This is a genomic window from Thalassovita litoralis (assembly GCF_900182725.1).
Taxonomy (GTDB): Bacteria; Pseudomonadota; Alphaproteobacteria; order Rhodobacterales; family Rhodobacteraceae; genus Thalassobius; species Thalassobius litoralis.
This window is the reverse complement of record NZ_FXTO01000029.1, coordinates 18,533-40,399: the sequence shown is the minus strand read 5'-3', so window position 1 is coordinate 40,399 and position 21,867 is coordinate 18,533. Positions and strand designations below refer to the sequence as shown.

Genomic DNA, 21,867 nt, shown 5'->3' with positions numbered 1-21,867 from the left:
TCACCTTCCACTGGCGGGGAATGACCTCCAGCGTCTCGGTGATGTCCTCGCCCATCTTCACGATGCGATCGGACCCGCAGCACGAACAGGTGCTGCGCCTGCGTTATCGGCCAGATTGGCAATCGCATCGCCATTGAAGATCAGCTTGAGAAGGTCGTTCTCAAACGTGTTGCCCTTGGACATGGTTCATATTCCTTTCACTGTGGCTTGGTGGGAAACACCGGGTTGAAGAAGTCTGCCGTCAGTGGCAGATCACGCAGGGCCTGCCGGTAGCTGGCCCATGCCGCCTGATCGACGGGAGCGTCGGGGATCTGGGTCCAGTCGCTCTCCGCCAACAGCCGATTGCGGGTTTTGCGCAGGGCCGCCAAAGCTGCCGCCGCATCCGGCGCAGCATCGATCAGCTGCCCATTTTCGACCAGCTTGCCGGTCAGGGAACCGAACTCACCGTCAATCACCCCTTGGCCAGCAGCGCCACTGCACGGGCGCGGTTCGACGCAATGCGCACTGAGTTTGACGCCTGGACGGGCCGTATCGCGGGGCAACGATGACCAGCCACGACCCGATCCAGAACGCCACCGATCAGCTCCACGCCAAGATGGAGGCCAAGGCCCGCCAAGGCCGCCCGCCGATGAAAGACGACCCTGACTTTCGCAAACACAACCAGACCAGCTATCGCGTGACCGCCGACGAGCTGCGTCAGTTCATCGAACGCTTCGAACGACTGGCGCAGGAAAAGGCCGAGCTAGCAGACCAGCAGAAATCCGTGATGGCCGAGGCCAAGGCGCGTGGCTACGACACCAAGGTCATGCGCCGCATCATCGCCCTGCGCAAACGCAACGCAGACGACATAGCCGAAGAAGAGGCCGTCATGGCCCTCTACAAAGAAGCCCTCGGCATGAGCTGAACAATTACTCTCTCTTTCTGGCCCTTGGAAACAGGGGCCAGCGACGGAAAGCAAGGAAAACCGATATGCCCAAGTCTCGCGTCACAAAAGCCGAAATTACCCGCGCCATCGAGGCGACGAAATCGTGCGGCCTGCCGGTCTCGGGCGTAGAGATTGAGGCTGATGGCACGATCCGAGTACTTACAAGCGTGGCGGACAAAGCCGTCCATCCATCAGATTCTCGAATTCCGAAGCAATGGTAACGCCGGGGGAATAAATGAAGATCAAATATCCGGGCTTGGTGGAAGAACGCCTGCCATCTGGCAACCTGCGATACCGTGTGCGCCCCGAAGGCAATCCAAAAAGGAAAATCCGGCTGAACGTCACGCCGGACCATCCAGATTTCGTTGAGGAATACCTTGCCGCCCGTGCAGGTGCAAAACCAGTTCTTCAGGAAGACCCCGCTGCAAAATCCATCCCACAGTCTATCGAGTGGCTGGCAATCAAATACGGCATTGCGATGGACGCGATGGTTAAATCCGGCCAAATGCACCCGGCCACCCGAAAGCAGCGCAAGTGGATGCTGGAACGATTCTGCCAAGAATACGGTGACTATGCCCTAAACATGCCCAGCGAAAAGCTGGTGGAATACCGCGACACCCTATCGGCAACTCCGGGCGCAGCGGACAACATGGTGAAGTCGATCCGTGCCATGTTCGTCTGGGCAATCGAACGCGGCATGGCACAGGTAAACCCCGCAACGGGGGTGGGCAAAATCAATCGGGGCCAAGGTGGTGCGAAACCCTGGACCATTGACGACCTGAAAACCTTCCGAAAGTGCCATCCTGCAGGGACTACAGCCCACCTGTGCCTAACATTATTCATGTTCACCGCCTGCCGGATTTCAGACGCCGTCCGCCTTGGGCGGCAACACGAAGTGATGATCGACGGGGTCCGGGCCCTGCGCTGGCAGCCCGTAAAGAAAGGATCGGCGGAGGTCATTATCCCAATGATGCCGCCACTTTACCGCGCCACGCGCGCCGCGCCGGTGATTGGGGAAACCTATCTGCTGACCGATTATGGCAAACCGTTTAGATCCCCAGAGGGTCTGCGCAATCGCCTGCGCAAATGGTGCAATGAGGCCGGGCTGCACGGCCTGTCCAGCCACGGCATTAGGAAAGCTACTGGGCACCTTCTGGCCCATGAGGGCTGCACCCAATACCAGATCATGACCATCCACGGTCATACCCAGGCGAAGACCTCAGAGGTGTACACCAAGGGGCTGGAACGGTGGAGACTCGCAGCCGATGCGATGAAGAAACTGGAAGGTATGGAATGGTAAAGTGTACCACGCGCAAATTTTCGCGGTACACAATCATGTGCAAGCAATTCTAAACAAATAAAAATAGTCGGCAGATGGTAGGCCCGGCAGGATTTGAACCCGCAACCAAAGCGTTATGAGCGCTCTGCTCTAACCGTTGAGCTACAGGCCCGCCTGACCGTTGAATAGGCTGCACAGCCCGACCCGTCAAGCCATGCACTTTGCCCCAGACCAGACGCATTGCAGTCCTTGATACCTTGCACGCACCCCCGGCTATCGCAACACGGGCCGCGACCCTGTAAATAACCGCTTAATGACGCTACGACACCCAACAAGTGACGCACCGTTTCCCCTATATTCCGCAGTGCGGCGCTGGACAAAACTGAACCGATTGTTTCAGTTCGCGCCCGACACAATTCCGCGTGGCCCATTTGGCCGCCCTGTGCGGAGATCAGAGGAGGACCCAATGCTTGGTCAAATGATGCGCCAAGAGCTGACGATCAGCTCGTTGATTGCACACGCCGCCCGCTATCATGGCGATGGCGAAGTTGTCTCGGTTGAAACCGATGGCAGCCTGTATCGTTCGGATTGGGCGGGGGTCGAACTGCGCGCCCGCAAACTGGCCTCGGCGCTGGAAAACCGCGGGATCGAGGCAGGCGACCGCGTTGCCACAATCGCATGGAACAACATGCGTCACCTTGAAATCTATTTCGGTGTCGCCGGGGCTGGCATGATCTGCCACACGATCAACCCCCGCCTGTTCCCGGAACAATTGGTTTATATCATCAACCACGCCGAAGATAAGGTTCTGTTTCTGGACAAGACGTTCTTGCCGGTGGCGGCCAAGCTGGGTGAACATCTGAAAACCGTCAAACATATCGTTCTGATGGGGGCACACGACGAAGAAGCCGCGCAGATGGTGCCGGGGCTGCTGTTCTATGATGACCTGATTGCCGAAGGCAGCGATGATTACGCATGGCCGCACGTTGATGAAAATGCGCCGTCCTCGCTGTGCTATACATCCGGGACCACGGGCAACCCCAAGGGCGTGCTGTACACCCATCGCTCCACCGTGCTGCACTCTATCGGGGGGAACCAGCCGGACGGGCTGGCGATTTCCGCCAGCGACAGCGTGATGCCGGTGGTGCCGATGTTCCACGTCAATGCGTGGGGCGTGCCGTATATCGCCGCCGGAACCGGCTGTAAGCTGGTGTTGCCGGGGCCGGGGCTGGATGGCGAAAGTCTGGTCAAGCTGATCGACGGCGAACAGGTGACATTGGCGCTTGGCGTGCCGACGATCTGGCTGGGTCTGCTGCAAGCACTGGAAAAAGCGGGATCAACCGCCCCGTCGCTGGAACGAACTGTGGTGGGTGGGTCGGCCTGTCCGCCCTCGATGATCCAGACGTTCCGGGAAAAATACAACGTCACGCTGATTCATGCCTGGGGTATGACGGAAACCAGCCCGCTGGGAACGTTGAACAACCTGCTGAAAAAGCACGACACCCTGTCCGTGGCAGATCAGAACAAAATCCGCGAGGGTCAGGGCCGTCCGCCCTATGGCGTCGAACTACGCATCGTCGACGAAGAAGGCCACATCCTGCCCCAAGACGGTACATCGCAAGGCGAGCTGCAAATTCGCGGCCATTGGATCGTGGACAGCTATTTCAAGGTGGAAAAAACCGCGCTGACGATGGACGGCTGGTTCGATACCGGCGATGTGGCGACGATTGATCCCAATGGCTATATGATCATCCGCGACCGCTCCAAGGACATCATCAAATCCGGCGGCGAATGGATTTCCACCGTGGAATTGGAAAATATCGCTATCGGGCATCCCGCCGTGGCCAATGCGGCTGCTATCGCGGCCCGCCACGAAAAATGGGACGAACGGCCCGTAGTGGTGGTTCTGCCCCATGCCGGGCAAACCGTGACCGAGGAAGAGATTTTGGCCTTCTACGACGGCAAAATCGCCAAATGGCAAATCCCGGACAAGGTGATCTTCGTCGACGCCCTGCCGCTGGGCGGCACGGGTAAAGTGCTGAAAAACAAACTGCGTGAACAGTTTGGCGATGTCCTGATCGACGGCTGAACCTGATAAAATCCGCATCGGCAAGGCCCAGCTTTGCCGGTGCGATTTGTGGCCAGACTGCGTTCGTTCCCAAAACCGCGCGCCTGCTGCATCCGCGTACAGAGTATTTTTGATCAGAAAGAAACCATCCGCTTCTTTCCGTTTTCAAAGGACCGCCCCGACCCAGCGAACCACAGCCGGGGCGATGAAAGCGTCACAGACGTCAAATGCTGGCGTAATCCGTAAAAATCGCCTGCCCTTGCTGTCCCGCAACCGGCGCCGGTTGCGGGGCTGCGCTCTGTTGTTGCTGCGGCTTCTGCGCCGGATCTTGCTGCTGTGCCATTGCTGCGTTTCCTTTTGTTGGTCACTCACTCCCCGCCCCGCATCGGGACGGGCCATACTGGTCAGAGCTTCACCTTACCTCGCAATCCGGGCAACCGGAGGAAGAGGGCGTGACCGAAACCCGGCTAAAATCAGGCCGTAACCGCCGCAACCACGATGATTTCCACCTTGTACTTGGGGGCTGCCAGTTTTGCCTCGCCGGTGGCGCGGGCGGGGGTGTGACCTGCGGGGACCCACTCATCCCAAACGCTGTTCATATCGGCAAAATCCGCCATGTCAGCCAGCCAGATCGTTGTCGACAAAATTGCCTCTTTGGACGAACCGGCCTGCGCCAGCAACGCATCCACCTGCGCCAGACAATCGCGGGTCTGCTCCGCAACGGTCGCGCCTTCGCCAACCTGCCCCGCCAGATAGACGGTGCCATTGTGAACCACAGCCTGCGACATGCGCGCGCCAACGCCGATACGGGTGATCATGATGCTTTTCCTTCTGTATACTAAGGGTCCAAACGCCCCTTTCAGGGTAGCAGGCATCTAGGCTCCAACCCCACCCCTGTAAAGGGGAATTCAGCGTTTGGCCCCTCAGCCCGCCCCAGCCCGCCCCGTATTCTGACGGCTCATCACGTTCCCGGAACGGCTTCTTTCTGATCTCAAATACTCTGGGGGTACGGGCGTAGCCCGAGGGGGCAAAGCCCCCTGCCCATTTCGGGATCGGCCCGGCAATGCCATTATCGGTGACAGAGTCCACCAGCCCATCAACAGAAAAGCCCGGACCGATCCGGTCCGGGCTTTCCCGTAGTCAGTTCAGAACAGGTGGCTTAGCCGACCAGTTCCAGACCTGCGAAGAAGTACGCGATTTCCACCGCTGCGGTTTCTGCCGCGTCCGAACCGTGGACCGAGTTTTCACCGATCGACAGGGCGAATTCCTTGCGGATGGTGCCTTCGGCGGCTTCGGCGGGGTTGGTTGCGCCCATCACTTCGCGGTTTTTCGCGATGGCGTCTTCGCCTTCCAGAACCTGCACAACGATCGGGGCCGATGCCATGAATTCGCACAGTTCATCATAGAAGGGGCGTTCGGCGTGGACCGCGTAGAAAACGCCAGCCTGAGCTTTGGTCAGGTGGATACGCTTTTGCGCGATGATACGCAGGCCAGCGGCTTCCAGCTTGGCGTTGATGGCGCCGGTCAGGTTACGCGCGGTGGCATCGGGTTTGATGATCGAGAAGGTACGCTGAATGGCCATTGGCTCACTCCTGTTCACATGTTGAATATCTGCGCCGCCTCTAACACGGGACCGGACAGGGATAAAGGGGCTTTGGCAAATGCGCGGGGGGCTTGTCAAACTGCCGCATTGTTATTCTGATTATTTTAGTCAGATTAACCACACCTTACCCGCCTGTCAAAGGACTGCGCCCTTGAAACGCCTGTTTGTCTTGCTATCCCTGCTTGCCAGCCCCGTGCTGGCGGATGATCCGCTGCCGCTGACATATGATCTGTTCGAAGCGGCCATTCCCCACACCGATATTGCCGAATGCCCGCCCGAACTGGCCGCGCCGGATCGGTTTTGCCGGGCGACATTGTATATGGATGCCTTTCATATCTTTGTCTTTCAGGACGAAGGCGATCAGCCGATGGTGGATTTCCTGAGCTATGACGCATCAAAAATCCATACGCTTCTGAAAACGCCGATCCCCGATTGACTTGGCCTTGGCGCTGGTCCACAGCACGGGAATGCTCAGGATCGACGACCTTTCTTATTCCATCGAAGGCCGCCCCATTTTCGACGGGGCCAGCGCCACCATTCCCACCGGCCACAAGGTTGGCCTGATCGGGCGCAACGGGGCCGGAAAGACCACCTTGTTCAAGCTGATCCGGGGTGATCTGCATCTGGATTCCGGGTCCATCCAATTGCCCGCACGGGCACGGATTGGCGGCGTCGCCCAAGAGGTGCCGGGAAACGAGGTATCGCTGCTGGATACCGTGCTGGCCGCCGATACCGAACGCGCGGCGCTGATGGCGGAATCCGAAACCGCCACCGATGCGGCACGGATTGCGGAAATTCAGACCCGACTGGCCGACATCGACGCATGGAGCGCCGAGGCGCGGGCCTCCTCGATCCTGCGGGGGTTGGGGTTCGATGCCGAAGAACAATTGATGCCATGCAGCGCCTTTTCGGGCGGCTGGCGGATGCGGGTGGCACTGGCGGCGGTGCTGTTTTCGCAACCCGATTATTTGCTGCTGGACGAACCGACCAACTATCTGGATCTGGAAGGCGCGTTGTGGCTGGAAAATTACCTGTCGAAATATCCGCATACGGTGATCATCATCAGCCACGACCGCGACCTGCTGAACCGGGCCGTGGGGGCGATCCTGCATTTGGAAAACCGCAAACTGACCTATTACAGCGGTCCCTATGATCAATTCGTGCGCCAGCGGGCCGAACAACGCGCCATTCAGGCCGCACAAGCCAAGAAACAAGAAGCGCGCCGCGCCCATCTGCAATCTTTCGTGGATCGGTTCAAGGCCAAGGCGACCAAGGCCAAACAGGCGCAATCACGCGTCAAGATGCTGGAAAAGATGGAAGTCATCCGCGCCCCCGAAGATGCGGCGCGGACAGTGTTCAGCTTTCCCGAACCTGAAGCCCTGTCCCCACCGATCATTGCCACCGAAGGCGTCGCAGTGGGCTATGACGGCACCGCGATCCTGAAACGGCTGAACCTGCGGATTGATCAGGACGACCGGATTGCCCTGCTGGGCAAAAACGGTCAGGGGAAATCCACGCTGGCCAAACTGCTGTCGGATCGTCTGCCCGCGATGGAGGGACGGATCAGCCGGTCCTCGAAGCTGCGGATCGGGTTCTTTGCCCAGCATCAGGTGGATGAACTGCGGATTGACGAAACACCGCTGCAACATCTACAACGGGAATTGCCGGATCAGCATCCCTCGAAATTGCGGGCGCGGTTGGCCGGGTTCGGGTTGATGGCCGAACAGGCCGAAACCGAGGTGGGTCGCCTATCCGGCGGGCAAAAGGCGCGGCTGTCGCTGTTGCTGGCCACCCTGCCCGCCCCGCATCTGCTGATCTTGGACGAACCGACCAACCACTTGGACATTGAAAGCCGCGAAGCGCTGATGGAGGCGCTGAATGCCTATTCCGGCGCGGTGATCCTAGTCAGCCACGATATGCATTTGCTGTCGATGGTAGCGGATCGGTTGTGGCTGGTCAAAGACGGGGCCGTGACCCCATTCGAGGATGATCTGGACGCCTATCGCAAGCTGTTGTTGCAATCGGACGCCCCAGCCAAACCCGTAACCGAAACCGCCCCCGCCGCCCCGAAACGCGCCAGCCGGGATCAAATCCTTGCGCTGCGGGCGGAGGTGCGCAAATGCGAAGAACGGGTCGAAAAGCTTTCTGAAATGGAAGAAAAGCTGCAAGAACGCCTGAACGATCCCGACCTGTTCACCACAAAAAAAGATCAGGCGGTCGCGCTGCAAAAGAAATATGCCGAATTGCAAGAGGCGATGGCGCGGGCTGAATCCCTGTGGATGGACGCGCTGGAAAAACTGGAAGCGGCGGAAAACCCGTAAAAACGCGCCCTTTGCGTTACAGGTGCCCGCACGCTAGGTTGCGAAAAAGCACTGGGATTTATCATGGATACTGCCTTTTTGATCACCGGGTTTGTGACGCTTTTTGTGATCATCGACCCGATCGGCCTGACGCCGCTGTTCGTGGCACTGACACAGGGCATGTCCTCAAAACGGCGCAGGATCATTGCCTTACGCGCCGTAGCTGTGGCGTTTTTCGTGCTAAGCCTGTTCACCCTGTTCGGCGAGGCCGTTCTGGGTTTCGTCGGGATTTCCATGCCCGCCTTTCGTATTGCAGGCGGGTTATTGCTGTTCCTGACCGCGCTGGACATGCTGTTTCAGCGCCGCAGCAAACGGCGCGAGGATCAGGCCGAAGAAGACGAACACCATGACGACCCGTCGGTTTTTCCGCTGGGCATTCCGCTGATTGCCGGGCCGGGCGCAATTGCCACGATGATCCTGCTGGCCGGACAACAACCCGGATTGCTGGGGCTGGGCATGGTTCTGGGTGTCATGATTGCGGTGCTGCTGATCGCGTTTCTGCTGTTCATGACGGCGGGCTGGATGGAACGCGCGCTTGGGAAAACCGGAATCAACGTGGTGACTCGGCTGCTGGGGATGCTGCTGTCGGCGCTGGCGGTGCAATTCGTGCTGGACGGTTTGCGGGCCTTCGGTCTGGCGAATTAAGGACGCCCCCCTATATCTGAACAAAGATAATCGCCAAGGGATCATCGGGCATGAGCAGTTGGGACATCGGGCGCGGCGCCTATTTGGTTTTGCTGCTGATTGCCGTGGTAGTGTGGTTTCTGGCGCAAAACCGTCAAACCCTGAACAAAACGCTGCAACAGGCCTTGGTCTGGGTGTTTCTGTTCATCGGTCTGATTGCCGCCGTGGGGCTGTGGGATGACATTCGCAGCACCGTCCGCCCCATGCAAGCCGTTCATGGAAATGGGAAAATCGAACTGCCGCGCGCGCCCAACGGACATTTTTACCTGACCGCGCAGGTAAACGGCACGCCGATCCGATTTGTCGTGGATACCGGGGCCACGGATATTGTGATCAGCAGCGATGACGCCAAGGCCGCCGGGATCGACACCCGCAATCTGGCCTTTGTCGGGGAAGCGATGACAGCCAACGGCACCGTGAAAACCGCTCCTGTGCGGCTGAAACAGGTCAGCGTCGGGCCGATTGACGATCATAACGTGCGGGCGTGGGTCAATGGCGGCCAAATGGACACATCGCTGATGGGCATGTCCTATCTTCAACGGTTTTCCAAGATCGAAATGACACCCCGCGCCTTGGTGCTGACGCGTTAGTCACAGCCTGCAAAATGTTATTTTTCGGCCTTTTTTTCCCAGCGCCCGGTTTCTTCGGACCAGTATTGTGCCGAACATCCCGCATCCGTCAGGGTTTTCCACTGCACCCGCGCCTGTTGCACGGCGTCCGGGTCGCCACCATCGAACAGGATGCAGACGCGTTCCATCGCCTGCACCTCTTGCGGGGAAACCTGTGCGCCGTCCACGCTCATCAGGCATTGGGGGTCATTGGCGGCGGCGGCAGTGGTCAGCAGGATGGGTTGCAGCGCATCATGCGGGCCACCGGCCAGACCGTGCGGCAAGAACCCATCATCCGGGCCAAGCCACAGCTTTTGATCCAGCCAGTCCAGCCGCCCCCGATCCGGGCCGCGCACCGCCACCTTCCACCCCGCTTTCAGCGACAGCCCCAACAGGGCCGGCAAGGCATCTTCCAGACGCCGATGTGTCAGGTGGTAAAAGAACGCGGCCCCCATGCGATCAGCTTTCGTAGCTATCCGCCACCAGACGGTTCAGCGCCAGAACGCCCCAGCCGGTCGCGCCCTTGGGGGCGTATTTGGTTTCCGCTTTGACGCTGGCGACCCCAGCAATGTCCAGATGAATCCACGGGGTTTCATCCTTGACGAACCGTTTCAGGAATTGCGCCGCAGTGATCGACCCGGCAGGACGCCCGCCCGAGTTTTTAATATCCGCGATCTGCGACTTGATCATATCGTCATAGGCCCGCCCCAGCGGCATCCGCCATGCGCCTTCGCCCTCGGCGGCAGCGGCTTTCAGGAAGGCGTTACAGATCGTGTCGTTGTTGGAAAACACCCCTGCATTTTCATGGCCCAGCCCCACGATGATGGCCCCGGTCAGGGTGGCAAGGTTAATCATGCCCGCCGGGTTGAACCGTTCCTGCGCATACCACAGCACATCGGCCAGCACCAAGCGGCCCTCGGCGTCGGTATTGATGACTTCGATCGTGTCCCCCTTCATCGAGGTAACAACATCGCCCGGACGGGTGGCCGTGCCCGAAGGCATATTTTCCACCAGCCCGACCAGACCGACGACATTGGCCTTGGCCTTGCGCAGGGCCAGCGTTTTCATCACGCCCGCCACGACGCCAGCGCCGCCCATATCCATGGTCATATCTTCCATACCACCCGCCGGTTTCAGCGAAATCCCGCCGGTGTCGAACACCACGCCCTTGCCGACCAACGCCAGCGGGGCCGCGTCTGCCGCGCCCCCCTGCCATTGCATCACAACCACCTTGGACGGGCTGGCGCTGCCTTGGCCCACGCAAAGCAGGCTGCCCATGCCCAGTTCGGCCAGTTTGTCTTCTTCCAGCACTTCGACCTGCACCCCCAGATCGCGCAGCGCTTCAAGCCGCAGGGCAAATTCCGTGGTGGTCAGGAAATTGGCAGGTTCCGAAACCAAATCGCGGGTGAAAAACACACCTTCGGCAGCGGCCAGCAGCGGCGCGGCCTTGGCGGTCATCGCTTCGGCCCCCGAACACATCACAGTCACGGGGTCCTGTGTATCCGCAGGTTTGCTTTTGCGGGCGCTGAACGCATAGGCCCGTAGGGCAACGCCCAGTGCAAGCTCTTCTACGCGTTGCAGATTTCCGGCCAGAACCAGCAATTTCCCGGTGCCTTTGGCACGGGCCAGCGCGGCGCCAGCCTTGCGCACGGTTTCCACGTCGGCCCGATGGCCCAGTTTCGCCACGCACAGCCCCTCGGCAGCCAACCCGACAGGCCAGCCCAGCATCGCCACGTCACCCGGCTTCAGCTTTTCAAACGCATCGGATTCCACATACCGCTTCAGTGCACCCTTGCTGAGTTTGTTGATCCGGGCAGCGGCGGGGTTCATCCGGCCTTCGGCTCCGATCACAACGGCCACCCGGCCTTCGGCGGTGGCGATCTGATCCAGATCGGTTTCGGTGAACTGGATGGAAACGGGTGTGGTCATCTGGGCCTCCTTGCCTGCTTTACCCCGAGTCCTAGCGCGACCTTGCCACCTTGACCAGATAGCAGTTTTCCCCCGGCGCAGCTTGGGGTAACACAGGACACAATATTTGGTTCCCGGGGGGTATCTTGGCCAGATTCGACAGATATATGCTGTCCCAGTTGATGGTCCTGTTTGGATTCTTTTCGCTGGTGCTGGTGTCCGTGTACTGGATCAACCGGGCAGTACGACTGTTTGACAAGCTGATTGGCGACGGCCAGTCGGCCTTTGTGTTTCTGGAATTCACCGCCCTGACCCTGCCAAATGTGATCCGGCTGGTGCTTCCGATGGCCGCATTCGCAGCGTCGGTTTATGTGACCAACCGGCTGAGCAGTGAATCTGAATTGGTCGTCATGCAGGCCACAGGATACAGCCCGTGGCGGTTGGCGCGGCCCGTGGCGATTTACGGGTTGATCGTGGGGCTGATGATGTCAGTTCTGACGCATTTTCTGGTTCCCGCCAGCCTGTTTCAGATGCAACAGCGCGAGGCGGAAATCGCCGAAAACGTCACAGCCAAACTGCTGACAGAAGGCACGTTCCTGCACCCCACAGATGGCGTGACCTTTTTCATCCGCAAGATTTCACCCGAAGGCGCGCTGGAAGATGTGTTCCTGTCCGACCGCCGTCAGGACGACCGCGCACAGACTTATACCGCCACCCGCGCGTATCTGGTGAACGAGGACGGCACGGTAAAATTAGTGATGCTGGACGGGATGGCACAAAGCTTCACCCGCGATGGCAATCGGCTGTTCACCACCCATTTTGCCGATTTTTCCTATGACATTACCAACCTGATCCGTAAAACCGCAGCCCAGACGCGCGGTGTTCGGCATACGGGAACGCTGGAAATGTTGTTGCACCCCGATCAGATAGCCGCGGAAACCGGCGAAACCGTGGGCCGCGTCACAGAAGAGGCACACGGACGGATCAATCAGGCTCTTCAATGTCTGGCGGCGGCGCTGATCGGATTTGCAACGCTGCTGATTGGTAGTTTTTCACGGTTCGGCGTCTGGCGTCAGATCGTTGCGGCGCTGGTGCTGCTGGTGTTGGTCAAGCTGTTCGAGGGCTTGGGCGCAGACACTGTACAAGCCGACCCGCACATGTGGCCTGCGGCCTATGCCTCGTCAGTGACAGGGGTGTTGATCGCGGTTGCGCTGCTGGGCTGGGCCGGACGCGCCCGACGCCCCGCCCCCCTGCCCGAGGTACAGACATGACGCTGTATTTCTATTTCGCCCGCAAATTCGCCACGATCTTTCTGGGCATTCTTGGCGTGTTTTTCCTGCTGATGGCGATGATTGATCTGGTCGAACAGATCGGACGGTTTTCCGCGCTGGGGGTGGCACTGCCGCAGATTTTAGAACTGACACTGCTGAACACCCCGCAGGCGATTTACAACATTCTGCCGCTTGTGATGATTCTGGCGACGATCACGCTGTTTCTGGGTCTGGCGCGGTCGTCGGAACTGGTGGTCGCGCGGGCTGCGGGGCGGTCAGCGTTACGCAGCCTTATGGCACCGATGGCGGTGGCAATATTGATTGGTGTTCTGGCCGTGGCCATGTTCAACCCGATCGTGGCTGCCACCTCGAAACGCTATAACGAACTGTACGAGAGCTACAAAAACGAAGGGGCTGACGTGTTGTCGATCAGCGCCGAAGGGCTGTGGCTACGCCAAGGCGGCAGCGAAGGCCAAACCGTGATCCGCGCCGCCAGCGCCAATACCGATGGCACGACGCTGTATGACGTAACCTTTTTGTCCTACGCCCCCGAAGGCGGACCGATCCGCCGCATTCAGGCCGACAGCGCGACGCTGATCAAAGGCGCGTGGGAATTGACCCATGCAAAAGTTTGGCCGTTAACGGCGGGCCTGAACCCCGAAGCGGGGGCCAAAACGCATGACACGATGACGCTGCCCTCAAGCCTGACACAGGACCGCATTCGCGACAGTTTCGGCACCCCCGGCGTGATTTCCGTTTGGGATTTGCCGCACTATATTCAGCAATTGCAGGAGGCCGGATTTTCGGCGCGGCGGCATTCCGTTTGGCTGCAAATGGAACTGGCACGACCGCTGTTCCTGATGGCGATGGTGTTGATTGCTTCGGCTTTTACCATGCGGCACACACGGTTCGGGCATACCGGGATTGCAGTCTTGGCTGCGATCATGTTGGGCTTCAGCCTGTACTATATCCGTAATTTCGCGCAGATTTTAGGGGAGAACGGCCAGATTCCCGTAATGCTGGCTGCATGGGCGCCGCCTGTGGCTTCTGTCCTATTGGCGTTGGGTCTGCTTCTGCATATGGAGGACGGATGACACGCCGTTTCGCCCCCTATCTGCTGTCTGCCGCGCTGGTGCTGGCTGCCCCGGTGCTGCCCGGCCATGCGCAGGGCGTGGAAAAAGACGCCCCGCCGCCGCCTGCGGTTCTGGTGGCCGATAGCTTGCGGGTGGATGGGCGCGACCGGCTGGTTGCATCCGGCAATGTCGAAGTCATGTATGACGATGTGCGAATGAAAGCCGCCCGTGTCGAATATGACCGCAAAACCGAAAAGCTGTTGATCGAAGGGCCGATCACGCTGACACAGGGCGACAGCACGATCATTCTGGCCGGATCGGGCGAATTGGACAGTAAGCTGGAAAACGGCATCCTGCGCGGGGCGCGGATGATCATGGACCGGCAGGTGCAATTGGCCGCCAATCAGATTGACCGCGTGGGCGGGCGCTATACCCAGCTTTACAAGGTGGCGGCGACATCTTGTCAGGTGTGCAATTCGGATCAGCCCCCGGTCTGGCAAATCCGGGCAGAACGCACGATTCACGATCAGCAGGAACGCCAGCTTTATTTTGAAAATGCACAGTTGCGGCTGATGGATGTGCCCGTGATGTGGCTGCCCCGGATGCGTCTGCCAGACCCAACGCTGGCCCGCGCCACCGGGTTTCTGATCCCGTCGCTGAAGCAAAGTTCTGAACTGGGATTGGGGATAAAGATCCCTTATTTCATCAAGATGGGCGATGACAAGGATCTGACGCTGACACCCTATGCCTCGGCTGAAACCAGCACGCTGGAATGGCGCTATCGGCAGGCATTCCGCACCGGACGGATCGAGTTTGAAGGCGCAATGTCAAAGGACACGCTGCAACCGGGCGATTGGCGCGGCTATGTCTTCGGCAGTGGTTTGTTCAATCTGGCGGATGATTACAAACTGTCCTTCGGGGTCGAGGCCGTGACGGACCGCGCCTATCTGCTGGATTACGATTATTCCGACAAAGACCGCCTGAAAAGCGAGGTGGCGCTGACCCGCACCAAGCGCGACGATTATCGTCGGCTGGCACTGGTGTCATTCCAAACCCTGCGCGAAAGCGAGGATAACTCCACCATCCCCACCATCATCGGGGATGCTGTGTATGAACGGCGATTTTTCCCGGCGCATATGGGCGGGGAATTGCGGATGAATTTCGCTACCCACGCCCATTACCGCTATTCCGATATTGCTACGGACGGGCCGGACAGCGACATCTGGGGCGATGGGCGCGATGTCAGCCGGGCCGAAGCGGCGGCAATGTGGCTGCGGGGCTGGACCTTTGGCCCCGGTATTCGGGCGCAGTTTACCGCCGGGGCGTCCGTCGATGCCTACACGATCCGGCAGGATGCCTCGGTTGCGGTGGATAATGAAATTCTGGTGACGCCGCAAACCGCACTGACGCTGCGCTGGCCTTGGGTAAAACTGTCGCCCGGCGGGGCCGTGCATGTGGTGGAACCCGTGCTGATGATGGGCTGGGTTGGCGGCGATGGGTTAAACATCCCCAATGATGAAAGCACCCGCGTAGAATTCGACGAGGGCAACCTGCTGGCGCTGTCGCATTTCCCGGCCCCGGATCGGCGTGAACGCGGGGCGACGGCGGCGCTTGGGGTGAACTGGTCGCGGACCGCCGCGAATGGCTGGAACACGATGCTGACGTTGGGGCAGGTGTATCGCGAGGACGATACATCTGATTTTTCAGTCACGTCGGGCCTGTCCGGGATGACATCGGATGTGTTGGTCGCCGCGCAATTCCGCACCGCCAAGGGGCTGGGCCTGACCGCCCGCACCCTGCTGGGCGGCAATATGGAAGTCCACAAAGCCGAAGCCCGCGCCAGTTGGCTGACCCCAAATTCCGGCTTTGGCCTGTCCTATGTCTGGTTGGGGGCCGATCCTGACGAAGACCGCAGCGACACCGTTTCCGAATGGTCGCTGGATGGGTATCATCGACTGTCTCGGCATTGGTCCGGGACGGCGAACTGGCGCTATGACGTCGCAGACCGCCGCGCCACCGAGGCCAGCCTTGGCCTGCGCTATATGAATGAATGTATCGAGCTGAATCTGAGCCTCTCGCGTCGCTTCACCTCATCGACTATCGTTGAACCATCGACGAATTTCGGGTTTACCGTGGGGTTACGGGGGTTCAGCGCCCAAAGTGAAGATCGCAGCTATGCCCGCACTTGCAGGAACTAAAGAATGAAAACACTGACCATGCACCGGATTTTTCTGGCTTTCGCCGCCCTTGGCCTGCTGTTGACTGCCCCCCTGCCCGTCCAGGCAAAGGGGTTGTTCAGCCCCGCGATCCGGGTCAATGACCGCGCAATCACCAATTATGAAATCGAACAGCGTATCCTGCTGATGCAGGCGTTGAACGCGCCCGGTGATCTGGAAAAAGAAGCCCGCAAACAACTGATCGAAGAACGGCTGAAACTGGATGCCGCCGTAGCTGTCGGGATTAAAGTCACCGAAGAAATGATCACCGAAGGCACCAAGGAATTCGCCGGGCGTGCCAAGCTGGAAACCGAAAAGTTCTTTGAATATCTGGCATCGCGCGATGTGGCCCGGCAGACATTCGAGGATTTCCTGTTCGCCGGTCTGGCATGGCGCGAGGTTGTGCGCGCACGGTTTGCAGGTCGGGCAGCGGTGACGGATGCTGACATTGACAAAGCCTTGCGGGCACTGAACTCTGGCACATCTGCCCAAGTCTTAATTTCGGAAATCTTTATCCCCGCCCCACAGGGCCGCGAGGCCGAGGCGCTGGAACTGGCAACCGAACTGGCGCAGGATCAAACGCTGGACGGGTTCGCAGCGAATGCCCGCCGTTTTTCGGCGGCCCCCACCCGCGATCAGGGCGGGCGCGTGGGCTGGATGCCCATCACCAAACTACCGCCACAGTTGCGCCCTGTCATTCTGGCGCTGAAACCCGGCGAAGTAACCCAACCGCTGCCCCTGCAAGGGGCCGTAGCCCTGTTTCAATTGCGGTCACTTGCGGAATCGGATTACCGCGCACCGGAAATTTCCGCGATCGAATATGCCACCTATCTGATCCCCGGCGGTCGCACCCCCGAGGCGCTGGCACAGGCACAAAACATCATCAACGACACGGATACCTGCGACGACCTGTATGGCCATGCCAAGGGGCAGCCGCCGGAAAACCTGACCGTGACCACGCAGAAACCGGGCGAAATCCCGCGCGACATTGCGATTGAACTGTCAAAGCTGGACAAGGGCGAATTTTCCACCCTGCTGACCCGCAACAACGGCCAAACGCTGATGCTGCTGATGATGTGTGGCCGCACCCCGGCGCTGACGCAGGATGCCAGCCGCGAAGAACTGGCAGCGCAATTGCGCAACCGCCGGATCGAGGCGCTGGCCAATGGCTATTTGGAACAGATGCGCGCTGACGCCCGGATCGTCGAGGAATGAGCCTGCCCATCGCGCTGTCCTGCGGAGAACCGGCAGGTGTTGGCCCTGAAATTGCGGCGACCGCTTGGGCCGCGTTGCGTGACAGCCTGCCGTTTTTCTATATCGGTGATCCGCACCACCTGCCGCGCGGCACCGCCATCGTGGAAATAAACGACCCCGCCGACACGTCCGAAGCCGCGAAATCCGGGCTTCCGGTGCTGGTTCATCCCTTTGCCGCGCCAGCGGTGCCGGGGCAGCCAGACCCCACCAATGCGCAAGGCGTGATTGATGTCATCGCGCGGGGCGTCGATCTGGTCATGCAGGGGCGTGCCGCAGCGCTGACAACCGCGCCGATCCACAAAAAGGCGCTGAAGGACGGCGCTGGCTTTGGCTATCCGGGGCATACCGAATATCTGGCCGCGCTGGGTGGGGTGGATCGTGTCGTGATGATGCTGGCCTGCCCGCAACTGCGTGTGGTGCCAACCACGATCCACGAAGCCATCGCCGATGTGCCTGCCCTGCTAACCGCCGATCTGTTGGAGCAAACGATCCGGATCACCCATGCCGCGCTGATCCGCGATTTCGGTCTGGCGGCACCGCGTCTGGCGGTGGCAGGGTTGAACCCCCACGCAGGCGAAGGCGGTGCAATGGGGACCGAGGAAATCACCCTGATCACCCCGGTTCTGGATCAACTGCGGGCCGAAGGGCTGGCGATTGCCGGGCCGCTGTCTGCCGATACGATGTTCCATGCCACCGCCCGCGCCCGCTATGACGCGGCCATCTGCATGTATCATGATCAGGCGCTGATCCCGATCAAGACGTTGGATTTCGCCGGGGGCGTCAATGTCACGCTGGGCCTGCCGTTTATCCGCACCTCGCCCGATCACGGCACCGCGTTCGATATTGCCGGGCAAGGCATCGCAGACGCCAATTCCCTGATCGAGGCGCTGAAACTGGCCCGCCAGATGGCCGACGCAAGAAAGGCCACCGCATGAGCGGCATTGATACCCTCCCCCCCCTGCGGCAGGTCATCGACGATCACGGGATCGCGGCGAAAAAATCGCTGGGGCAGAATTTCCTGCTGGATTTGAACCTGACCGCCAAAATCGCACGGCTGGCGGGGGATTTGTCGCAATGCGATGTGCTGGAAATCGGCCCCGGCCCCGGCGGGCTGACCCGTGGGCTGCTGGCCGAAGGCGCGCGGCGGGTTCTGGCGATTGAAAAGGACAGCCGGTGTATGCCCGCACTGGCGGAAATCGCCGACGCCTATCCCGGCAAGCTGGAAGTGATCAATGGTGACGCGCTGGATGTGGACCCGTTGGCCCATCTGACGCCCCCCATCCGCATTGCCGCCAACCTACCCTATAACGTAGGGACGGAATTGCTGATCCGCTGGCTGACACCGCAGGAATGGCCGCCGTTCTGGTCATCGCTGACGCTGATGTTCCAGAAAGAGGTGGCGGAACGCATCGTCGCGCAACCGGGATCAAAAGCATACGGACGGCTGGCCCTGCTGGCGCAATGGCGCACGGATGCGCGGATCGTGCTGCACCTGCCCCCCGAGGCCTTCAGCCCCCCGCCCAAGGTGCATTCGGCAGTGGTGCATCTGACCGCCCTGCCCGAACCGAAATATCCGGCTGATCCAAAGAAGCTGGAACAAGTGGTGGCCCGCGCCTTCAATCAGCGCCGCAAGATGCTGCGCGCTGCGCTCAAAGGCATGGCCCCGGATATCGAGGACCGCCTGCTTGCCTCGGGCATTCAGCCCACGGACCGGGCGGAAACGGTATCCTTGGAACAGTTTTGCGCGCTGTCGCGGAACCTCAGCGCGGGCTGATCCCCACCCCCACAAGCCCCCCACAGCAAAAAACGCGGACCATTTGGCCCGCGTTTTTGTTTTATTCTGCCGCTTCAGGGGTCTGCGGCGGCTCTGGCTCTGCCGCAGGTTCCTTATCAGCGTCCTTATCAGTGGTCTTCTTGGCCCGCGGTTTGCGCGGCGTAGAAGTACGCGTGCGCTTCGGCTTGGGCTTTTCTTCGCCATTGTCAGACTTGTCTGCCTTGGGGGCATCATCCACAACGGGTTTGCTTTCAGCCTGGTTTTCCGGCGTTTCCACCAGACCCGAATCGTCATCCCCCCCCAGATCGACAACATCCGCCTGACCACCGGCCGCAGCAACAGGCTGCTGGGCCTCTGGTTTGTCGTCGGCCTTCGCTCCGGTCTCGGACTCGCGGTCCTGACGCGCGGCGCGTTCACGGTCACGCTCGGCCTGACGTTCACGGTTCTGACGCTCTTGCTCCTCGCGGCGCGCATCCTGTTCACGCTGCGCTTCGGACAACATGCGCAGGTAATGTTCGGCATGTTGCTGAAAATTTTCAGTCGCAACCCGATCATTGCCCAACTGTGCATCACGGGCCAGTTGGTTATATTTATCAATAATTTGCTGCGGCGTACCGCGCACTTTGCCCTCGGGACCGTTGCTGTCAAAGACTCGGTTGACAATATTGCCAACGGACCTGTTGTTATTGCGGTTCGATTTTGACCGCGAGCGGCTTTTCGAAGATCTCATATTCCTGCTGTCCAGCCTTCACATCATCAATGCGTTGCACCCGTTTCGCGCCTCTTGCGCTCTGAACACCTGACGGGATCACAACAATTTTGGCTTGGCGTCATCCGGGACCGCACGATAGCATCCACCGGATCGACACGCCCTGACTAATGCCTAAGAGGGGCCGATGACAAGTGAAATCACAGTAATTTCACGGGGAAAAGATAAAATTTTCATTTCTTTCGTGGCTTTTCAGCCGCGTTTTGCCGAAACAACCCGGTCGCGCCCGTCCAGATCGGGTAAAACCTGTACATGTTGCCAGCCATTCGCCTGAAACAGGGCCGCGACATCCGGCCCCTGTTTCCAGCCGATTTCCACCAGCACCCGGCCCCCGGCGGTCAAATATGTCGCAGCCTGAGCCGCAATTATCCGATAAGGTGCCAAACCATCGCCCCCCGGCGTCAGCGCCATATGCGGATCATGGTCCCGTACCTCGGGCGACAAATCGGCCATTTCCGCATCGGAAATATAGGGCGGGTTCGATACGATCAGATCAAAACTGCCCTGCACGCCATCGAACCAATCCGCACGCACCAGCGTCAGCCGATCCGTGACCCCCAAATCCTGCGCATTGCCCTGTGCCACCGCCAGCGCCGCATCGCTCAGGTCCGTGGCCACGCCCTGCGCGTGCGGCCATTCCGCCAGCAAGGTCACAGCAATACAACCGCTGCCTGTTCCCAGATCCAGCACCCGCGCAGGCGCAGGCGCATCCAGTGCCGCGGCAATCAGGGTTTCCGTTTCCGGGCGCGGGTCCAGCACATCGCCGGTCACATAAAACACTCGCCCCCAGAATTGTCGCTGCCCGGTGATCTTTGACACCGGCACATGGGCCATCCGCTGCGATACCGCCGCACGGAACCGCGCCACCGCCGCATCCGGCACCGGGTCGCTGCCCATCAACACCAGCCGATCCCGCGACACCCCCATAGCAAAGGCCAACAAATGCCGGGCATCGCCCGCATCAATCCCGGCCTCGGCCAACTGGGCCGCGCCATCGCGCAACACCTGCACAACTGTCGGGGTCATGTGTCCATCTCGGCCAGCAGCGCGGCCTGATGCTCGGCAATCAGCGCGTCGATGATTTCGTCCAGATCGCCCTGCATGATCTGATCCAGCTTATACAGCGTCAGATTGATCCGGTGATCGGTCATCCGGCCTTGGGGGAAATTATAGGTGCGAATCCGTTCGCTGCGATCCCCAGACCCGACCTGAGATTTCCGGCTGGCGGCGCGTTCGTCATGCGCCCGCTGGCGTTCCATGTCATACAGCCGGGTTTTCAACACCTGCATCGCGATTTCCCGGTTCCGGTGCTGGGATTTTTCGGAACTGGTGACAACGATCCCGCTGGGAATATGGGTGATCCGCACCGCTGAATCCGTGGTGTTCACATGCTGCCCCCCCGCCCCCGAGGATCGCATCGTATCAATCCGCAAATCATTGGGATCAATGTGAATATCCACATCTTCGGCCTCGGGCAGAACGGCCACCGTCGCCGCCGAGGTATGAATACGCCCGCCGCTTTCGGTTTCCGGCACGCGCTGCACGCGATGCACACCGCTTTCATATTTCAGGCGGGCGAACACGCCCTCGCCCTTCACATGGGCCACAACTTCCTTGATGCCGCCCAATTCGGTTTCCTGATATTCGATGATCTGAAACGACCAGCCCCGCGTTTCCGCATAACGCTGATACATCCGCAACAAATCGCCCGCAAACAGCGCGGCTTCGTCCCCCCCCGTGCCGGGACGGATTTCGATCATCGCCGGGCGGGCGTCGGCAGCATCCTTGGGCAACAGCGCCAGTTGCAGCGCCTTTTCCACCTCGGGCAGGCGCGCCTTCAGGTCTGGCAATTCATCCTCGGCCAGCGCCTTCATTTCCGGGTCGACCAGCATCAATTCGGCCTCGGCAATATCGTCGATCAACTGGCGATATGCGGCAACCTGTTCGACCACAGGGCGCAATTCGGCATATTCGCGCCCAAGCGCAGCAATATCCCCGCCCCCCTCGGACATCTTGGCCTCAAGGAACTGGAACCGTTGGGTGATCTGGATAAGCCGGTCAATGGAAATCATGCG

General features: G+C 59.9%; 23 protein-coding genes, 1 tRNA gene and 1 pseudogene. 14 read left to right on the top strand and 11 right to left on the bottom strand.

Annotation, left to right across the window (positions count from 1 at the left end):
- From FN828_RS16285 to FN828_RS16280, 3 genes and pseudogenes are all read right to left on the bottom strand, one after another.
- Nucleotides 1-94: pseudogene (locus FN828_RS16285) on the bottom strand (IS66 family transposase zinc-finger binding domain-containing protein); the annotation flags it as partial.
- Nucleotides 58-183, bottom strand: a complete 126-nt coding sequence (locus FN828_RS21020; protein WP_268987214.1) for a hypothetical protein — start codon at nt 181-183, stop codon at nt 58-60. The pseudogene FN828_RS16285 and the gene FN828_RS21020, both read right to left, overlap by 37 nt.
- A 14-nt stretch (nt 184-197) precedes the next feature.
- A complete protein-coding gene (locus tag FN828_RS16280) occupies nt 198-455 on the bottom strand; it encodes a tail fiber assembly protein (protein ID WP_221930562.1) in 258 nt (85 codons plus the stop codon).
- 173 nt (nt 456-628) lie between these two features.
- Here FN828_RS16280 and FN828_RS16275 point away from each other — a divergent pair, with 173 nt between their 5' ends.
- The 3 genes from FN828_RS16275 (at nt 629) to FN828_RS16270 (ending at nt 2,225) form a co-directional block, all read left to right on the top strand.
- Nucleotides 629-904, top strand: coding sequence for a DUF2312 domain-containing protein (locus tag FN828_RS16275; RefSeq protein WP_142494480.1), 276 nt, complete (start codon nt 629-631; stop codon nt 902-904).
- A gap of 65 nt (nt 905-969) precedes the next feature.
- Nucleotides 970-1,146, top strand: a complete 177-nt coding sequence (locus FN828_RS20625; protein ID WP_185959059.1) for a hypothetical protein — start codon at nt 970-972, stop codon at nt 1,144-1,146.
- Between the two features lie 14 nt (nt 1,147-1,160).
- Nucleotides 1,161-2,225 (top strand): tyrosine-type recombinase/integrase, encoded by a 1,065-nt coding sequence (locus FN828_RS16270; RefSeq protein WP_142494475.1) that lies wholly within the window; start codon nt 1,161-1,163, stop codon nt 2,223-2,225.
- Between the two features lie 75 nt (nt 2,226-2,300).
- Here the strand turns inward: FN828_RS16270 and FN828_RS16265 are convergent.
- Nucleotides 2,301-2,376: transfer RNA gene (locus FN828_RS16265), tRNA-Ile, on the bottom strand.
- A 294-nt stretch (nt 2,377-2,670) separates the two neighbouring features.
- Here FN828_RS16265 and FN828_RS16260 point away from each other — a divergent pair.
- Nucleotides 2,671-4,293, top strand: coding sequence for a long-chain-fatty-acid--CoA ligase (locus FN828_RS16260; RefSeq protein WP_142494474.1), 1,623 nt, complete (start codon nt 2,671-2,673; stop codon nt 4,291-4,293).
- A gap of 452 nt (nt 4,294-4,745) precedes the next feature.
- On the opposite strand, the gene FN828_RS16255 is transcribed toward FN828_RS16260, so the two are convergent.
- Both FN828_RS16255 and ndk read right to left on the bottom strand, forming a co-directional pair.
- Nucleotides 4,746-5,090, bottom strand: coding sequence for a RidA family protein (locus FN828_RS16255; protein ID WP_142494473.1), 345 nt, complete (start codon nt 5,088-5,090; stop codon nt 4,746-4,748).
- Nucleotides 5,091-5,431: 341 nt separating this feature from the next.
- On the bottom strand, nt 5,432-5,854 hold the full coding sequence (ndk, locus tag FN828_RS16250; protein WP_142494472.1) for a nucleoside-diphosphate kinase: 423 nt from the start codon (nt 5,852-5,854) through the stop codon (nt 5,432-5,434).
- Between the two features lie 172 nt (nt 5,855-6,026).
- On the opposite strand from ndk, the gene FN828_RS16245 reads away from it, so the two are divergent.
- From FN828_RS16245 to FN828_RS16230, 4 genes are all read left to right on the top strand, one after another.
- Entirely contained in the window at nt 6,027-6,311 is a 285-nt protein-coding gene (locus FN828_RS16245; RefSeq protein ID WP_142494471.1) for a hypothetical protein, read from the top strand.
- A gap of 31 nt (nt 6,312-6,342) precedes the next feature.
- Nucleotides 6,343-8,196: an ABC-F family ATP-binding cassette domain-containing protein gene (locus FN828_RS16240; protein WP_142494470.1), complete on the top strand. Its 1,854-nt coding sequence runs from the start codon at nt 6,343-6,345 to the stop codon at nt 8,194-8,196.
- Between the two features lie 63 nt (nt 8,197-8,259).
- Nucleotides 8,260-8,880: a MarC family protein gene (locus FN828_RS16235; RefSeq protein WP_185959058.1), complete on the top strand. Its 621-nt coding sequence runs from the start codon at nt 8,260-8,262 to the stop codon at nt 8,878-8,880.
- 50 nt (nt 8,881-8,930) lie between these two features.
- On the top strand, nt 8,931-9,509 hold the full coding sequence (locus tag FN828_RS16230) for a retropepsin-like aspartic protease family protein (protein ID WP_142494468.1): 579 nt from the start codon (nt 8,931-8,933) through the stop codon (nt 9,507-9,509).
- Between the two features lie 17 nt (nt 9,510-9,526).
- Here FN828_RS16230 and FN828_RS16225 read toward each other — a convergent pair whose 3' ends face one another.
- Together FN828_RS16225 and FN828_RS16220 are read right to left on the bottom strand one after the other, a co-directional pair.
- Entirely contained in the window at nt 9,527-9,982 is a 456-nt protein-coding gene (locus FN828_RS16225; protein WP_142494467.1) for a DNA polymerase III subunit chi, read from the bottom strand.
- 4 nt (nt 9,983-9,986) lie between these two features.
- Nucleotides 9,987-11,456, bottom strand: a complete 1,470-nt coding sequence (locus tag FN828_RS16220; protein ID WP_142494466.1) for a leucyl aminopeptidase — start codon at nt 11,454-11,456, stop codon at nt 9,987-9,989.
- A gap of 125 nt (nt 11,457-11,581) precedes the next feature.
- Here FN828_RS16220 and lptF point away from each other — a divergent pair, with 125 nt between their 5' ends.
- Genes lptF through rsmA form a run of 6 tightly spaced genes read left to right on the top strand, consistent with a single transcriptional unit; the run spans nt 11,582 to nt 19,023 of the window.
- Nucleotides 11,582-12,706, top strand: a complete 1,125-nt coding sequence (gene lptF / locus FN828_RS16215) for an LPS export ABC transporter permease LptF (protein WP_328592216.1) — start codon at nt 11,582-11,584, stop codon at nt 12,704-12,706.
- Nucleotides 12,703-13,800 (top strand): LPS export ABC transporter permease LptG, encoded by a 1,098-nt coding sequence (lptG, locus tag FN828_RS16210; protein WP_142494465.1) that lies wholly within the window; start codon nt 12,703-12,705, stop codon nt 13,798-13,800. Before lptF ends, lptG begins: the two co-directional genes overlap by 4 nt.
- Nucleotides 13,797-15,977: an LPS-assembly protein LptD gene (locus FN828_RS16205; protein WP_142494464.1), complete on the top strand. Its 2,181-nt coding sequence runs from the start codon at nt 13,797-13,799 to the stop codon at nt 15,975-15,977. Before lptG ends, FN828_RS16205 begins: the two co-directional genes overlap by 4 nt.
- A gap of 3 nt (nt 15,978-15,980) precedes the next feature.
- Nucleotides 15,981-17,210 carry a peptidylprolyl isomerase gene (locus tag FN828_RS16200; RefSeq protein WP_185959057.1) on the top strand — a complete coding sequence of 410 codons (1,230 nt, stop codon included), beginning with the start codon at nt 15,981-15,983 and terminating at the stop codon, nt 17,208-17,210.
- Entirely contained in the window at nt 17,207-18,184 is a 978-nt protein-coding gene (gene pdxA, locus FN828_RS16195; protein ID WP_142494463.1) for a 4-hydroxythreonine-4-phosphate dehydrogenase PdxA, read from the top strand. The genes FN828_RS16200 and pdxA overlap by 4 nt, the downstream gene beginning before the upstream one ends.
- Nucleotides 18,181-19,023 carry a 16S rRNA (adenine(1518)-N(6)/adenine(1519)-N(6))-dimethyltransferase RsmA gene (rsmA, locus tag FN828_RS16190; protein WP_142494462.1) on the top strand — a complete coding sequence of 281 codons (843 nt, stop codon included), beginning with the start codon at nt 18,181-18,183 and terminating at the stop codon, nt 19,021-19,023. Before pdxA ends, rsmA begins: the two co-directional genes overlap by 4 nt.
- 61 nt (nt 19,024-19,084) lie before the next feature.
- Here the strand turns inward: rsmA and FN828_RS16185 are convergent, their stop codons facing one another.
- From FN828_RS16185 to prfA, 3 genes are all read right to left on the bottom strand, one after another.
- Nucleotides 19,085-19,753, bottom strand: coding sequence for a DUF4167 domain-containing protein (locus FN828_RS16185; protein WP_142494461.1), 669 nt, complete (start codon nt 19,751-19,753; stop codon nt 19,085-19,087).
- Between the two features lie 231 nt (nt 19,754-19,984).
- Entirely contained in the window at nt 19,985-20,818 is an 834-nt protein-coding gene (prmC, locus tag FN828_RS16180) for a peptide chain release factor N(5)-glutamine methyltransferase (RefSeq protein ID WP_142494460.1), read from the bottom strand.
- Nucleotides 20,815-21,864, bottom strand: a complete 1,050-nt coding sequence (gene prfA, locus FN828_RS16175; protein WP_142494459.1) for a peptide chain release factor 1 — start codon at nt 21,862-21,864, stop codon at nt 20,815-20,817. Before prfA ends, prmC begins: the two co-directional genes overlap by 4 nt.
- Nucleotides 21,865-21,867 lie beyond the last annotated feature (3 nt).

Coding starts and splice junctions, on each gene's coding strand:
- FN828_RS16260 (WP_142494474.1), top strand. CDS start 2,671: ATGCTTGGTCAAATGATGCGCCAAGAGCTGACGATCAGCTCGTTGATT.
- FN828_RS16200 (WP_185959057.1), top strand. CDS start 15,981: ATGAAAACACTGACCATGCACCGGATTTTTCTGGCTTTCGCCGCCCTT.
- FN828_RS16230 (WP_142494468.1), top strand. CDS start 8,931: ATGAGCAGTTGGGACATCGGGCGCGGCGCCTATTTGGTTTTGCTGCTG.
- FN828_RS16205 (WP_142494464.1), top strand. CDS start 13,797: ATGACACGCCGTTTCGCCCCCTATCTGCTGTCTGCCGCGCTGGTGCTG.
- FN828_RS16275 (WP_142494480.1), top strand. CDS start 629: ATGAAAGACGACCCTGACTTTCGCAAACACAACCAGACCAGCTATCGC.
- rsmA (WP_142494462.1), top strand. CDS start 18,181: ATGAGCGGCATTGATACCCTCCCCCCCCTGCGGCAGGTCATCGACGAT.
- FN828_RS16235 (WP_185959058.1), top strand. CDS start 8,260: ATGGATACTGCCTTTTTGATCACCGGGTTTGTGACGCTTTTTGTGATC.
- lptG (WP_142494465.1), top strand. CDS start 12,703: ATGACGCTGTATTTCTATTTCGCCCGCAAATTCGCCACGATCTTTCTG.
- FN828_RS16225 (WP_142494467.1), bottom strand. CDS start 9,982: ATGGGGGCCGCGTTCTTTTACCACCTGACACATCGGCGTCTGGAAGAT.
- prmC (WP_142494460.1), bottom strand. CDS start 20,818: ATGACCCCGACAGTTGTGCAGGTGTTGCGCGATGGCGCGGCCCAGTTG.
- FN828_RS16185 (WP_142494461.1), bottom strand. CDS start 19,753: ATGAGATCTTCGAAAAGCCGCTCGCGGTCAAAATCGAACCGCAATAAC.
- FN828_RS16270 (WP_142494475.1), top strand. CDS start 1,161: ATGAAGATCAAATATCCGGGCTTGGTGGAAGAACGCCTGCCATCTGGC.
- pdxA (WP_142494463.1), top strand. CDS start 17,207: ATGAGCCTGCCCATCGCGCTGTCCTGCGGAGAACCGGCAGGTGTTGGC.
- FN828_RS16240 (WP_142494470.1), top strand. CDS start 6,343: ATGCTCAGGATCGACGACCTTTCTTATTCCATCGAAGGCCGCCCCATT.
- FN828_RS21020 (WP_268987214.1), bottom strand. CDS start 183: ATGTCCAAGGGCAACACGTTTGAGAACGACCTTCTCAAGCTGATCTTC.
- prfA (WP_142494459.1), bottom strand. CDS start 21,864: ATGATTTCCATTGACCGGCTTATCCAGATCACCCAACGGTTCCAGTTC.
- FN828_RS16255 (WP_142494473.1), bottom strand. CDS start 5,090: ATGATCACCCGTATCGGCGTTGGCGCGCGCATGTCGCAGGCTGTGGTT.
- ndk (WP_142494472.1), bottom strand. CDS start 5,854: ATGGCCATTCAGCGTACCTTCTCGATCATCAAACCCGATGCCACCGCG.
- FN828_RS20625 (WP_185959059.1), top strand. CDS start 970: ATGCCCAAGTCTCGCGTCACAAAAGCCGAAATTACCCGCGCCATCGAG.
- FN828_RS16220 (WP_142494466.1), bottom strand. CDS start 11,456: ATGACCACACCCGTTTCCATCCAGTTCACCGAAACCGATCTGGATCAG.